We start from the raw sequence: 13,190 nt of genomic DNA on the forward strand, positions 1-13,190 counted from the left end.
GGTGGTAGCGCCCGGTCGGGCGCGCTCAGTTGAGCACCTGCATCTCGGCGACCCTCAGCTCGAAGGGCTTGCTGCTCTGGTTGATGCCCTTGATCGTGAACTTCCGCGGGTTCGACCCGCCGGTGACCACGACGTCGGCCGCCCAGTGCATCGTCACCGTGGCGCTGAAGACGCCGTTCTTCTCGCCGGCCGAGCTGGTCCCGAACTCGTAGCCGCAGTCCGGGGACTTCGCGCCGCCGTACTTGGGGTCGTACGGCGTGCCCGGCGTGGTGCAGGAGGTCTGGAGGCGGTCGCCGAAGCTCCAGTCCGCCTTCACCAGCCGGGGCGTGACGGTGACCGAGATCCCGCCCACCGACGCGTTGCCGGGCGCGGGCAGCGCGGCGCCGTCCGCCCAGAGCCAGACCGGGGCGTGGACCACCGCCGTGTTCTGCGGCGCGGCCCGGCCCACCGGCGCGCCGAAGCGGACCTTGTCGTAGGCGTCCTGGATGGCCGTGGCCTCCGCGTTGACGGTCTGCCCGTCCGGCGCGGTCTTCTCGAAGACGATCTCGGCGCCACCCATGCCCCCGTCGGTCTGGGCGCAGACCTTCGTGTAGAGCGCGCCGTCCTTGGGGTCGTTGCCGCCCCACTCGGGGGCGCCCGCGGGCGGCGGGTTGTCCAGCGGGCGGAAGTAGCAGCCCAGGCTGTTGCTGAACCAGCCGAGCGCCGGGTCGTGGCAGGCCCACGGGACCTCGTGGTAGCCGCACAGCTGCGGGCCGGTGGCCGAACCGCCGCCGCCACCGCTCGGCTTCGATCCGCCGGGCGCCGGGGTCTTCCCGCCGGAATGGGCGTCCGCGCAGATCACCGACGGGGAACACTGCTCGGCCCCGCCGCTCGGCGGTTCGTCCGCGGTCGCACTCACCGCCGAGGACAGCAGCAAGCCGGCCGACATCGACACGGCGACCGCGATTCGCCGGGCCGGTTTCCGCGTGCCGTTCAGCATGTCCGGTCCACCTCCCGTTTGAAGTCGTAGATCAACCAATGTGCTTGGAACCAGCGCAGGGAAGCGGTTCCGACGTACCGGTTCAGACGCGTTCCGGGATCCTTGGCGGCCCCGGTGACGGCGTCGACGCGGTGCCAGTCCGACACGTCGACGCAGTCCTCGATCACGGCGGTCTGCGGATCGGCTTTCAGATCAATGGCCTTGACCACGGGGGAATTGCGCGGTGTTCCGGTCATCACCGCATTGGCGTCGCGCAGTTGCCGGAGGCTGACGAGGCCGTCGGACAGCGCCCGCCCGGAGGAGAGCTGCTCCAGTCCGTAACCGTCCGAATCCGACCGCCCGAAGACCTCGGCCTGGGCCTGCCACCAGTCCTGATAGACCTTCAGTGCGAGCCGCCCCATCGCGCCCTCCGGGCCGCTGGTCGGCGCGATCGAGCCGTTTACCGAACCACCCGAAGGAGTTAGCGGGTTCACTCCCGCGACGGTGGGAGCGGCCGACCCGATGCGATCGACGGAACCGCCCGCACCACCGCCCGCGCAAGCGCCGAGCAGCAACACCAGAACCGCCCCACCGACCCCAACCGCCCCAGGGCGCAACACATTTCCGCGCTGCCGCATGGCCCCACCTCATTGCGACCGACCAGATCCGCGATCCACGGCCGCCAGGAGAATTCCGCCGTCCCGCCGGTGTTTCCGCTGAGGATCGATTCTTCGCCAACCCACCCCATCACGGCAACACCTCAGGCCCCCTGACCTTACGCGGAAGGCGGTTCCGTCGGGGCACTTTCCCGCCACAGAACGGCCAACAGTTCTTCGGAAAGCGACAATCCGGCCAATGCGCCCCGAACCGCGGCCCGATTGCGCATCAGGAGCCTCCCGGCGTGCGGCGGAACGAGCAGGCGCGCGCCAGGCGCACCCGAACTACCGGCCGGTTCCCCACCGTCCGTCAGCGCGGCCACGGCCGGCTGGAGATCGAGCGGGGCGACGGCCGCGGGGGCACCCGGGACGCCCTGCTGCAGGACGGTGGTCAGGGCCCGGCTGAACGAGCCCTCCCCGCCCGGCAGGACGGCGTCCCGGCCGCGTCTGCCCGGGGCGTAACGGCTGCCCGGGCTGAAGCGGCCGATCCGGCCCCACAGCGGGACCCTCGAGTAGCTCAGCAGTTCGCCCGCGCCGTCCTCGCCGCGCTCCAGCGCCGCCCAGGCGTCCCGGTCGACCGCCGCGTCGACCAGCAGCAGCGCCTCCTCCTGGTCCCCGTGCACCATCGCGCTGACCACCCAGTCCCAGGCGAGGCCCCGGCGGTAGGCGTTGTCCGGGGTGCTGCCGGCGGTGACGAGGGCCAGCCGGCGCCCGCGCGGATCGGCCACCAACTGGCCGACCAGGCAGACCAGCAGCCAGCGGCCGGGGTGCTGGGCGGCGTCCCGTACCGCGGTGAGCATCGCGTTGGCGTCCGCGTCCGGCGGCACCGCGGTGACCCGGCAGCCGGCCGCGCCGGTGTCGAAGCACATCCCGGGGAGCACGTCGGCGAGCAGCCGGGCACCGTCCGGCGCGAGCGCCGCTCCCCCGAAGGCCCGGTCGGGCCCGCCGTCCGCCCCGATCACCACCAGATCGACCCCGCCCGCCATCCGGCCGTCCCCCTCCTGCACCATTTCTCCACCCGCCGGGCAGGCTACCGCCCCGAACGGCCGCCGACGGGGCTCCCGGCCCGTCCGCTCAGGGACCATGGGCCCTATCGACGCGCGCGCCGACCGAGGACGATCGGACGCATGGAGCGTGAGGACCGTGTGGAAACCCTGAGCGAGGCCGAGTGCCTGCGGCTGCTCAGCACCGTGCCCGTCGGGCGCGTGGTGTACACCGAGCACGCGCTGCCGGCCGTCCTGCCGGTCTCCTTCGAGGTCCTGGACGGGCGGCTGGTGCTCGCCGTACGCCGGGGAAGTGCCACCGCGCGCGGGCTCGACGGCACGGTGGTGGCCTTCCAGGCGGATCTGCTGGACCCGGTCACCCGCACCGGCTGGAGCGTCCTGGTGCACGGGCGGGCCGACGTGGTGAGCGACCCCGAGCAGGTCCGGCGGGTGCTGCGCTCCGGCCTGCGGCCCTGGGTCGGCGATCCGGAGCCGCTGTTCGTCGCGCTGGTGCCCGAACTGGTCAGCGGCCGCCGCCTGTTCCCCACCGGATCCGGCGGGGTGGGCCGCCAGGCCCGGCGGCCGATGGGCGCGGGGCCGATGGGCGCGGGGCCGATCAGCGCCGGTCCGTGGGCGTCCGCCCCGTGAACACCGGGCCCGTGAACGCCAGGCCCGCGAACAGCGGTTTTCCGTTCGGCTCCTGACAGATACCGATGGGTAGGCATACGCTTCCGGCGTCCTGATCCCTCCCCGGGTCCGTCCCCACCAGGAGCGCACCGTGACGACCTTCGCCTCCCTCGCCGAGCTGACCGCCGCCGTCGGCACCGAGCTGGGCACCAGCCAGTGGCACACCGTCGAGCAGCGGCAGATCGACCTGTTCGCCGAGGCGACCGGCGACCACCAGTGGATCCACGTGGACCCGGAGCGGGCCAAGGAGAGCCAGTTCGGCTCGACCATCGCCCACGGCTACCTGACCCAGTCGATGATCCCGGTGCTGGCCAAGGAGTGCTACGCCGTCGAGGGCGTGCGGATGGCGCTGAACTACGGCTCCGACAAGGTGCGCTTCCCGGCGCCGGTGCCGGTGGGCACCGCGATCAGGGCCACCGCCGAGCTGGTCTCGGCCACCGAGGTGCCGGGCGGGGTCCAGGCCGTGGTGCGGTTCACCGTGACCAGCGAGCACAGCGCCAAGCCGCACTGCGTCGCGGAGACGATCACCCGCTTCTACGCCTGACGGCGAGCGGCCCTCCGGCGAACGGCCCGACGGGCGCTCGGGCCCGGGCCGGGCGGGGCCCGCCCGAGACGGTCCGCGCCGCTTCCCCGGTACGCCGATTGGACCGCACGGGGCTCTCCACCAGGTCCGGACGGCCCACGGCGAGTAATCTCCGACGAGATGGTTGTCGTATCGCAGCGGCCCCACCCGCCGCAGCGCTGCGCGCCCCGGCCCGCCCGGTAGCCGTGCCCGTCCCTGGAGGAGCCGTGCCCCGCCGCCCCGTCCCGTGGTTCTCCCGTCTCGCCGGCCTGACCTCGCAGTTCGCGCCACCGCCGGCGGGCGCCGCCACCGAACGCGCCGTCCCCGGCCTGGCCGGACTGCCCCGGGCCGCCTGGCACCGGATCCGCACCGACGCCTTCGGCGCCGAGCCCCGGGGCGAACGGCTGGCCCGGATCCGCCGCTCCCCGCAGTTCGCCGACGGCGCCTTCCGCAATCCGGTGCCGACCCGCCGCCTGGTGTACGAGCGCAGCCCTCTGGAGATCACCCGCGCCCAGCTGACCGGGGACAAGGCCCGCCGGGCGCCGGTCGCCGCCGTCCCGGTGCACCGGCTCCTCCCGGACGACCTGGCCGCACCGCCGGACTCCGGTCTGCGGCTGACCTGGCTGGGCCACGCCACGGTCCTGGCCGAGATCGGCGGACGGCGGGTGCTGCTCGACCCGGTCTGGGGCGAGCGCTGCTCCCCCTTCTCCTGGACCGGGCCCAAGCGGCTGCACCCGGTGCCGCTGCCGCTGTCCGAACTCGGGCCGGTGGACGTGGTCGTGGTCTCGCACGACCACTACGACCACCTCGACATGGGCACCGTGCGGGCACTGATCGGAACGGACGCGGTGTTCGCCGTCCCGCTCGGGGTCGGGGCCCACCTGGAGCACTGGGGCGTGCCGGCCGGGCGGATCGTCGAACTGGACTGGTGGGAGTCGGCCGAGGTCGCCGGGCTGACCCTGACCGCCACCCCGGCCCGCCACTACTGCAGCCGCGGGCCGCGCACCAGCGCGCTGTTCCTGTGGGCGTCCTGGGTGGTGGCCGGCGGCGGGCAGCGGATCTTCCACAGCGGGGACACCGGCTACTTCCCCGGATTCGCCGAGATCGGCCGCCGGTTCGGCCCGTTCGACGCGACGATGATGCAGGTCGGCGCGTACAGCGACTTCTGGCCCGAGGTGCACATGACCCCGGAGGAGGGCGTGCGGGCGCACCTGGACCTGGGCGGCGAACTGCTGCTGCCGATCCACTGGTGCACCTTCAACCTCGCGCTGCACCCCTGGGAGGAGCCGGCCGAGCGGGTGGTCGCCGCCGCCCAGACGCTCGGCGCCCGGCTCGCGGTGCCCCGGCCCGGCAAGCCCTTCGAACCCGCCGCCCCGCCCGCCCTGCGACTGTGGTGGCGCGCCGTCGCCACCTCCCCGCGCGGTATCTCGCCACTGACCGACGAGCGGACCGAGGAGGAGGAGGCGGCGGCGGGGACCGCCGAGGGGCGGGCGACCGGTGCGGCCGGGGCGCGCGAACAGACGACGACTTTCAGCGAACAGATTTCGAAATCTGTTCGCTGAAAGCTGTTCGCTGAAGCTCTGTTCGCTGAAGCTCTGCGCTGGAAAGCCCTCCCGAGCCCCTCGGCCCCCCTCGGCCCCCCTCTGCCCCTCGGCCCCACTCAGCCCCCGAGGACGTCCCGCAGGGCCCGCGCCTCCTTGACCACCCGGCCCGAGCCGCCGCGCTCGGCCGCCGCCGTCACCTCGGCGACCGGCCCGCGGGCCGCGGTGCGCCGGGCGCAGTCGGTGGCGAGTGCGATTAGGTCACCCAGCCCGCGGGTCGACGGATCGGCCGTCCCGAGCAGGCCTGGCAGGGCCGGCCCGAGCACCGACCAGACCGTCGCCCGGGCGCCGGTCTCGGCCGCCATGGTGAGCGCCGCCGCCAGCCGGGCGGGCATCACCGTGCCGCAGGCCACCAGGGCGCCGAGCTCACGACCGAGCAGCGCGCCGTCCAGGTCCCCGCGCGCGGCGAGCACCAGCAGGGCGTCCACCGCCGCCGTCCGGTCCTCGCCGTGCCGGGCGCCCAGGCCGTACGCCAGCGCCAGGTGCAGCGCCAGCCCGGCCGGGCCGCCGGCCTCGGCGAGCAGCGGCAGGTGGCGGCCCGCGCCGCGCTCGTCCCGGTCGGCGCCCTCGGCGAAGGGGTCGAGCCAGCGCGCGGCCAGCTCCTCCCGGTGCCAGGGGAGCATCGCGAACCAGTGCGCGACGGGCCGCCAGCTCCAGTCGTACACCGTGCGGGCGCGGGCCACGCTGGGCTCGGTGCCCTCCAGCAGGGCCCGGAACTCGCGCGGGAGCCGCTCGCGGCCCGGCCCACTCGGCCCGCTGCCGATGCCGGGCTGGGAGACGGCGATCCGTTCGATCTCCTCCCACCAGCGGTCCCCGTGCACGTTGGTGCGCCGCAGCCCCTTGCCAGGGGCGAACAGCACCCGCTCGGACGGCTGCCCGGGCAGTCCGCCGGTGCGCAGCCAGTGCGCCAGCCGGCGACCGACCGGGGAGGTGAGGTCCTCGGCGGCCCGCAGCACCGCCGCGTCGGCGGGGCCGACCCGCAGCAGGGCCTGGGAGAGGTCGGCCTGGCCCGGCGTGACGTCCGCCGCCTCGTACCCGGCGAGCCGCTCGACGAGCACGGCCGCGTCCAGGGCGCCGGTGGCGTCGGTCGGGGTGGCGAGCAGGTACGGCAGCCGGGCCTGGACGACCTGCCCGGCCACCTCCTCCAGCCGCGCGGCGAGGACGGCCCCGTGCACGGTGGTGCGCGGTCCGCGCAGCTTGGCGCGGCCCTTGCCGCCGATGTGGTCCCAGAGCTTCCACTGCGGCGCGCCGTCGGCCACCCCGGCCACCACGTGGAGGATGTCCCGGGGTGAGCAGTCCCCCCAGCTGGTCGGGCCGTGCCACGGGTGCACCCGGCGGACCGGCTCCACCGCCTCGGCCAGGGCCGCCCGGTCGAGGTGGCTCAGCCGGACCAGCCCGTCCAGCACCCGCTCGAAGTCCGCGACACCGGGCTCGCGGGCGGCGAGCAGGGCGGACAGCTCCTCCGCGAGTTCGCCCGCCGAGCCGATCGGCGCGCCGAGCGGACGCGGTTCGGGAGCCGGCGGCAGGAACTCGTTCCACCCGGTGTCCGGGTCGTCCTCGTCCCCTCCGACCGGCGCGCCGAACAGCTCGCCGGCCCGCCGGTGGTGGGCCGGGTTCAGCGCCCCGGCCGCGGAGCGCAGGTCGGCCAGGACCGCCTCCCCCGCCGTCTTCAGGTGCCGGGCCACCACGTTCAGCGCCCGTTCCTGGAGGGCCGCGTCCGGATGTCCGAAGGCATCGGCCGCGGCCAGGACGACCGGGCCGGAGCGCTCGGGCGCCCGCCGGGCGGCCCTGTCCAGCCAGGCCAGCTGGGCGCGGACGAGTTTCTTCTCGGCCCGGAAGAGCACCACCGCCGAGGCCTCGGTGAGCACCTCGGGCTCGATCAGGCCGGCCTCGTCCAGCCCGGCGAGCACCTCCTGGGCGTGCCCGGCGAGCGTCGACAGACCGTCCAGGAGTGCCACCACGTCCCGTACCCGGGCCGTGTACTCCTCGGGCGTCGGGTCGAGCGCCCGCAGCACCTCCAGGAAGGCCCGCTGGTCGGCCGCCTTGCCGCCGCGCAGCAGCCGGGCCAGGCAGCGGTCGAGCAGTTCGACGCGGTCGACGACGCCGGCGGCGGCCAGTTCGCCGATCGCCTCCGTCCAGACGTCGCCGGGGCGCGGGCTGAGCCGGAAGGTCAGCGGCCAGCTGACGTCCGCGAGTTCGAACAGCTCGGGTATCAGTACCGGAGCGAAGGCGTCCCGGCGCAGCGTCTCGGCCAGCGTCGGACGCGGGCCGCCGGTGTCGTTGGTGTGGTCCATCCAGCTCCGGACGAAGGCCTCGCCGCGCGGCACCTCGCAGCCGGTGCGCCGGACCACGGCCTCCATCACGGGGTACATCGACGAGCCCCAGTTCCGCACCGGCCGGGCGGCGAGCCGGGTGACCACCTCGACCTGCCACTCCACCGGCTGGGCCTCGACGACCTGGTGCAGCACCGAGTTCCGGGCCCAGTTGCGGCTGCTGAAGTCGCTGCCGGCCAGCCAGGTCGCGGCGGCGGCGGGGCCGGCGTGGCAGCCGGCTCCGGCCACCAGCAGCCTGCCCCTGATCTCGGCCGCCTCCCGCGACCAGTCCTGGCGCAGTTCCTTGCGCAGTTCCTTGAGGGCGGGCAGGCAGGCCCGCCGCTGGGCCGCGTCCAGCGCGGCCAGCAGCTCCGGTATCCGCGCCAGCCGCCCCGACCGGACGGCCTTCAGCAGCTCTTCGACCGGCCCCTGCCGGTCGGCACCCGGCGTCGTGTTCACGCTCCGGCCCCCTTCGCCCCCGCGATCCCGGCGGCCCCCGCGGCCGGGGCGTCCCCGGCATCCGACACACCCCGCCCGATCGCCGAGGCCCCCGCCCCGGAGTCCCCGGCGGCCGACTCCCGCACCATCCCGACCGCCAGCGCGTGCTTGCACGGCCCGCGCCCGCCCCGGTACTTGCCCCACCACAGGCAGGTGCAGCCGAGCCGCCCCGACTCGTCCCTCCGCACCCGCTGGATGTGGTCGTCCACCGTGACGACGGCTGTCGCCCCGCCCTCCTCCAGCCGTACCGCCCCGGCCTCGACCAGTGCCCGGGCGGCCCGCAGCCGGGGGTTGGCCGCCTCGGCCCGCCCGGCGTCGTACGGGAGCTGCCGGTGGAAGTAGGCGGCCTCGGCGGTGTCGTAGCCGATCTGACCGGCGGTGCCCAGCCGGGTGAGCGCGGCGCGGACCCGCTCGGGACTCAGCCCGGACTGGTCGGCGAGGTCCCCGACCTCGATCCGGGGCTCCCAGGCCAGCAGCACCGCGATCAGCTCGGCGTCCCGCTCGGCCGCCGCGGTGGCGAGCGAGTCCAGCACCCCTCCCTCACCGGAGAAGCCCCGGGCGGCGTTCGGTGACAGCGTCAGGGTGAGCCGCATGCCGGGCAGCACCGCCTCCCAGGCGGAGGCGGTCGGCTCCCCGGTCGCCACCGGCCCGTACACGCGCAGGGCGAGGGCGTGCCGCAGCACCCGCTGGAGCGCCGCCAGCCGCTCGGGCCCGGGCAGGCAGACGGCGCCCGGGACCGGCCGGGTGGTCGGCCGCAGCGCCTTCCCGGCCGGGACGACCCAGCCGACGGACGCCCGGCCGCCGCGCCCGGCCCGGGGCAGCGAGCGCAGGAACCGGACGGCCTCGGCGGCGGGCAGTTCGGCGCGCGGCTCGAAGCCCGCGGCGATCACCTGGGTCTCGGCGAAGCCGCGCAGCCAGCGCTCCGGCAGCGGGACCTTCTTCTCGACCAGCGGGCCGTCGAAGGTGGTGACCTCGAGCGCGTCGGGCCCGACCGCGAGGTGCAGCGGGTCGGTCGGGCCGATCCTGGTCAGCGCCTCGCGCAGCGGGTTGTTGACGTCCACGTTGGTGGTGCCGTGGCCGATCTCGTCCCCGTCGAGCCCGGCCCCGAGCACGTCGAGCCGGGCGTAGACGCCGCAGCAGCCCGAGAAGGACTCGAAGCGCAGCCGGTCCCCGTTGGCGGTGACCACCGGGTCGAGCGAGGCGCGCAGCTGCGGCTGGTAGTAGCGCGCGGCCGCGACGTCCGCGACCGCGAGCAGCGCCGCGGCGGCCGGTGCCGGGTCGGCCAGGAAGCCCGCGAAGAAGCGCGGGTTGGCGGCGGCGCCGAGCGGGGTGGCGCCGCCGGAGGTGGCCAGGTCGAGGCGCCGGCCGTCGGCGCCGTCCAGGACCGCCGACGGGCGCAGATAGGCGTACGCGTGCGCGGATTGCGTCATGCCGGGCACGCTAGGTGAGGGCACTGACAATCCCTCGGGCCGCCCTCGGGCCGACCCGATGAATGGAACGTGTTCTACGTCATTCCCATGGCCTGGGGGCGGCGTTACCCAGGTCACACCACGGCACGGTTGGCTTCTGCCACTATGGCTCCGTGACCGACCTCACCGAACCGTACGTCCGGGCCGAACGGCACCCCCGGCCGGCCTCCCCGTTCGCCGAGCTGCTGCAGATCGAGCGGCTGGACGAGAACACGTTCCGGGGGCACTGCCACGCCGGTTCCCCGACGCGCACCTTCGGCGGCCACGTCGCCGCGCAGGCGCTCGTCGCGGCCGGGCGCACCTGCGGGGACCGGCGTCCGGTGCACTCGCTGCACGGCTACTTCCTGCGGCCGGGCTCCCCGGCCCGCCCGATCGACTACCTGGTCGAGCGGGTCCGCGAGGGCACCTCGTACACCACCCGCCGGGTGACGGCGGTCCAGAAGGAGAGCGAGATCTTCACCCTCTCGGTCTCCTTCAAGCACCCCGAGCCGGCCGCCGACCGCCGGCGCTCGGTCCCGCCGCTGCCCCGCCCCGAGTCGCTGCCGAACGCCGTGGCCCGGCTGCCTGAGGAGGTCCGCCGGGCGCTCGCCGCCTCCGGTGGGTTCCGCGACCTCGACCTGCGGTTCGTCCCGTCGGACACCCCGGGGCTGCCTCCGGTCGTCCCCGGGCTGCTCCAGCAGTTCGTCTGGATGCGCACCGCCTCCCCGCTGCCGGACGACGACCAGCTGCTGCACGCCGGCGCGCTCACCTACCTGTCCGACCTCACCCTGGCCTCCACCGTCGGGCTGGACGTGCAGCCGAACTTCTTCCAGCGCACCGAACCGCCCCGGCTGCTGATGGCCTCGCTGGACCACGCGATGTGGTTCCACCGCCCGTTCCGGGCCGACGAGTGGCTGCTGTTCGCCCAGCGCAGCCCGTCCTCCTCGGACGGCCGGGGCCTGGCGCTCGGCGAGTTCTACGACCTCGACGGCCGGCTGGTCGCCTCCGCGGTCCAGGAGGCGCTGGTCCGCGACCCCTCGTGACGCCCGCGGCAGCCCGATGGCTCCCCGGCGAACGCAAGGGGGCCGGACGGCGTCATACTCCTGAGCGGCCCCGGCCCGTATCATGGTGCGGGTGACCAAGGTTGACCTGTCACCACGGCCGGTGGAGGCGATGTCTCCGCGTCAGCTCGAACGCCGCGAGGGCCTGATCGCGGCCGCGCTCGCCCTGGTGAACGAGATCGGCGTCGAGCGGATGCAGATGAAACAGGTCTGTGAGCGGTCCGGAGTCGCCCTGGGGACGGCGTACCGCTACTTCTCCTCCAAGGACCACCTCCTGGCCGCGGCGATCGCCGAGTGGCATCGCCTGTTGCTGGCCGATCTGGTGGCGGAGCTGCGCGGGCCGAGGGCCGGACTGGGGGCGACGGACCGGGCCGTCCGGTTCGTCCGGGGCGGGATGCGCGCCTACCAGCGCCAGCCCGAACTGGCCCGGCTGCGGGTGGCCGTCGCCGCCTCCACCGACCCGTTCGCCAGCGAGGCCCTCCAGGGCATGGCCCGGGCCGACAGCACGGCCCTGCAGGCGGTGACGGCCGAGGTTCCGGCCGCCGCGAGCGACCTGGTGCGGCACATCGTCGCCCACGCCTGGCAGGGCGAGCTGACCGCCTGGGTGACCGGCCGCACCACCCTGGGGGACGCCCGGCGGCGCCTGGAGGACGTGGTGCGGCTGGTGCTGAACCCGTACGAGACGCGGTACCCGGCCCCGTACGAGGTCCAGTCCACCGGCTGAGCGCCCGCCGGCGTTCCGGGCCGGCCGACCGGCCCGGAGCGCCGCCGCGGTCAGGGCCCCTTCGCGGTCAGACCGCCGTCACCGGGTGGGCCACCACGGCACCGAACAGGTAGCCCTCCCGGTTGAACACCTCCCGCTCGGGCTGGGTGTTGCCCCGGCGGTCCGTCGCGCGGGCGCGCAGCTCGTACGGGCCGGGCCGCCCGGGGCGCCAGCCGATGCTCCAGCGCGTCCAGCCGTCGGCCCGCGGCTCGTCCCGCAGTTCGGCGCGCCGCCAGGTCCGGCCACCGTCGGCGCTGAACTCGACCCAGCGCACCGCCGCCGCCCCGGACCACGAGCGCCCGTGCAGCCGGTGCTCCCGGTCCGCCGCCAGCCGCGCGCCCACGGCCAGTTCGAAGGCGCTCTTGACCACCTGGTCGGTGAGCGGGGCGCCGCCGCCGGGCGGGTGGTCCGGCCCGAACATCCGGTAGAAGTCGGTGTTCCACGGCGAGTACAGCGGCCGGTCGGCGACCTCCATGGTGCCCAGCCACTTGATCGAGGCGACGCCCACCCAACCGGGCACCACCAGCCGGGCCGGGGCGCCGTGGTCCGGGGTCAGCGGCTCGCCGTTCATCTCGTACGCGACCAGCACGTCGTCCAGCGCCTTGGCGATCGGCAGCGGGCGGCGCACCGGACCGTAGTTGGTGCCGCCGGTGACGTAGTCCGGGTCCAGGCCGGTGGGCAGCACGTCCACGGCCGCCCCGGTCAGCCCGGCGGCCCGCAGCACCTCGGCCAGCCGGACGCCCCGCCAGCTCGCCGAGCCGACGCCGCCGAGCCTCCACGGCGTGCCCGGGACGGTCTGGCCCTGCTGCCCGAGGTAGTAGCTGCGGGCGTTGCCGGCGCACTCGATCAGCGCGCTGATCCGGGTGGACGGCAGCGCCCGCAGGTCCGCCAGACCGAACTCGACCGGGTGCTGGGCCGTCGGCGCACCGCGCAGGCCGCTGCCGAAGAGCTCGAGGCTCCAGGTGTCGGGGTCGATCAGCGGGGTGCTGGTGTGGTTGCGGACGAAGAACCGCTCCACCGGCACGTGGCGGCCGAGGGCGGCGCCGCCGTCGGCGTCGCGGAAGGCGTCCCAGCGGGTCTCGGCGTTGGTGTCGTGCCGGACGAACCACTCGGCGGGCAGCGGCTTGACGATCCCGGGCAGCGACTCGGGCGCCCCGTCGGCGGCCGCCCGGCCCGCGGTGAGCAGCGGGACGGCCGGGAGCGGCGCGGCGAGCAGCGGGACGGCGGTGACCGCCCGCAGCAGCGTCCTGCGACCCATCCCCTCGGAGCGCGCGCCCTCCCGCGCGCCCTCCCGGACGTCCTGCGCGCCCGGCACCGGGGTGCCCCGCGCGGCGACGTCCCGCGCCGAGACGCCCTCCGCCGGGGAGTCCTGCGCCGCGGTGTCCTGCGTCGCGGTGTCCTGCATCGGGACTGCTTCGTTCGGAATGCGGACCTCGTCGTCCATGAACGGCGTTCCTTCCGTTTCGGAACAGGCGGCTCGGCGGTTCGCGCGGCCACGGCCGGGGCCGAAGGCCGCCGGGGCGGGCTTCGGCCTCCCGGCTCGCCCCTCCCACCGATCCGGACTCCTACCGTTCCCGCCCCCGGCGAAACCCCGGCCCGCCGGGGACGGGCCCTTGTCGGCCACCCCGGGCGGGCGGCCTGACGGGACGTAGGTCCCGAGC

Annotated in this window: 11 protein-coding genes; 5 read left to right on the plus strand and 6 right to left on the minus strand. The window is 75.4% G+C overall.

Annotation, left to right across the window (positions count from 1 at the left end; all coding sequences use genetic code 11):
• Window positions 1–25 precede the first annotated feature (25 nt).
• From ACWD4P_RS02710 to ACWD4P_RS02720, 3 genes are all read right to left on the minus strand, one after another.
• Window positions 26–979: a hypothetical protein gene (locus ACWD4P_RS02710; RefSeq protein ID WP_359825390.1), complete on the minus strand. Its 954-nt coding sequence runs from the start codon at window positions 977–979 to the stop codon at window positions 26–28.
• Window positions 973–1,596 (minus strand): hypothetical protein, encoded by a 624-nt coding sequence (locus ACWD4P_RS02715; protein WP_359825387.1) that lies wholly within the window; start codon window positions 1,594–1,596, stop codon window positions 973–975. Before ACWD4P_RS02715 ends, ACWD4P_RS02710 begins: the two co-directional genes overlap by 7 nt.
• A 137-nt stretch (window positions 1,597–1,733) precedes the next feature.
• Window positions 1,734–2,624, minus strand: a complete 891-nt coding sequence (locus ACWD4P_RS02720; RefSeq protein WP_449778325.1) for a hypothetical protein — start codon at window positions 2,622–2,624, stop codon at window positions 1,734–1,736.
• A 117-nt stretch (window positions 2,625–2,741) separates the two neighbouring features.
• On the opposite strand from ACWD4P_RS02720, the gene ACWD4P_RS02725 reads away from it, so the two are divergent.
• The 3 genes from ACWD4P_RS02725 (at window position 2,742) to ACWD4P_RS02735 (ending at window position 5,408) form a co-directional block, all read left to right on the plus strand.
• Entirely contained in the window at window positions 2,742–3,245 is a 504-nt protein-coding gene (locus ACWD4P_RS02725) for a pyridoxamine 5'-phosphate oxidase family protein (RefSeq protein WP_449778326.1), read from the plus strand.
• A gap of 130 nt (window positions 3,246–3,375) precedes the next feature.
• A complete protein-coding gene (locus tag ACWD4P_RS02730; RefSeq protein WP_449778327.1) occupies window positions 3,376–3,828 on the plus strand; it encodes a MaoC family dehydratase in 453 nt (150 codons plus the stop codon).
• A 347-nt stretch (window positions 3,829–4,175) separates the two neighbouring features.
• A complete protein-coding gene (locus ACWD4P_RS02735) occupies window positions 4,176–5,408 on the plus strand; it encodes an MBL fold metallo-hydrolase (protein WP_449778365.1) in 1,233 nt (410 codons plus the stop codon).
• 98 nt (window positions 5,409–5,506) lie between these two features.
• On the opposite strand, the gene ACWD4P_RS02740 is transcribed toward ACWD4P_RS02735, so the two are convergent.
• Both ACWD4P_RS02740 and ACWD4P_RS02745 read right to left on the minus strand, forming a co-directional pair.
• Complete coding sequence (locus tag ACWD4P_RS02740; RefSeq protein WP_449778328.1) at window positions 5,507–8,218, minus strand: DUF7824 domain-containing protein; 2,712 nt, start codon at window positions 8,216–8,218, stop codon at window positions 5,507–5,509.
• A complete protein-coding gene (locus ACWD4P_RS02745; protein WP_449778329.1) occupies window positions 8,215–9,687 on the minus strand; it encodes an SWIM zinc finger family protein in 1,473 nt (490 codons plus the stop codon). Before ACWD4P_RS02745 ends, ACWD4P_RS02740 begins: the two co-directional genes overlap by 4 nt.
• A gap of 152 nt (window positions 9,688–9,839) precedes the next feature.
• Between ACWD4P_RS02745 and ACWD4P_RS02750 the strand changes: the two genes are divergently transcribed.
• Window positions 9,840–10,748 (plus strand): acyl-CoA thioesterase, encoded by a 909-nt coding sequence (locus tag ACWD4P_RS02750; RefSeq protein ID WP_449778330.1) that lies wholly within the window; start codon window positions 9,840–9,842, stop codon window positions 10,746–10,748.
• Window positions 10,749–10,839: 91 nt separating this feature from the next.
• Window positions 10,840–11,490 (plus strand): TetR/AcrR family transcriptional regulator, encoded by a 651-nt coding sequence (locus tag ACWD4P_RS02755; RefSeq protein WP_359825374.1) that lies wholly within the window; start codon window positions 10,840–10,842, stop codon window positions 11,488–11,490.
• A gap of 67 nt (window positions 11,491–11,557) precedes the next feature.
• Here the strand turns inward: ACWD4P_RS02755 and ACWD4P_RS02760 are convergent, their stop codons facing one another.
• Window positions 11,558–12,787, minus strand: a complete 1,230-nt coding sequence (locus ACWD4P_RS02760) for a sulfite oxidase (protein WP_449778366.1) — start codon at window positions 12,785–12,787, stop codon at window positions 11,558–11,560.
• Between the last annotated feature and the right edge of the window lie 403 nt (window positions 12,788–13,190).

Source organism: Kitasatospora sp. NPDC002543 (assembly GCF_053594915.1).

Excerpts from the sequence above, each read along its gene's own strand:
- ACWD4P_RS02745 (WP_449778329.1), bottom strand. The coding sequence starts at position 9,687 with ATGACGCAATCCGCGCACGCGTACGCCTATCTGCGCCCGTCGGCGGTC.
- ACWD4P_RS02720 (WP_449778325.1), bottom strand. The coding sequence starts at position 2,624 with ATGGTGCAGGAGGGGGACGGCCGGATGGCGGGCGGGGTCGATCTGGTG.
- ACWD4P_RS02725 (WP_449778326.1), top strand. The coding sequence starts at position 2,742 with ATGGAGCGTGAGGACCGTGTGGAAACCCTGAGCGAGGCCGAGTGCCTG.
- ACWD4P_RS02715 (WP_359825387.1), bottom strand. The coding sequence starts at position 1,596 with ATGCGGCAGCGCGGAAATGTGTTGCGCCCTGGGGCGGTTGGGGTCGGT.
- ACWD4P_RS02760 (WP_449778366.1), bottom strand. The coding sequence starts at position 12,787 with ATGGGTCGCAGGACGCTGCTGCGGGCGGTCACCGCCGTCCCGCTGCTC.
- ACWD4P_RS02710 (WP_359825390.1), bottom strand. The coding sequence starts at position 979 with ATGCTGAACGGCACGCGGAAACCGGCCCGGCGAATCGCGGTCGCCGTG.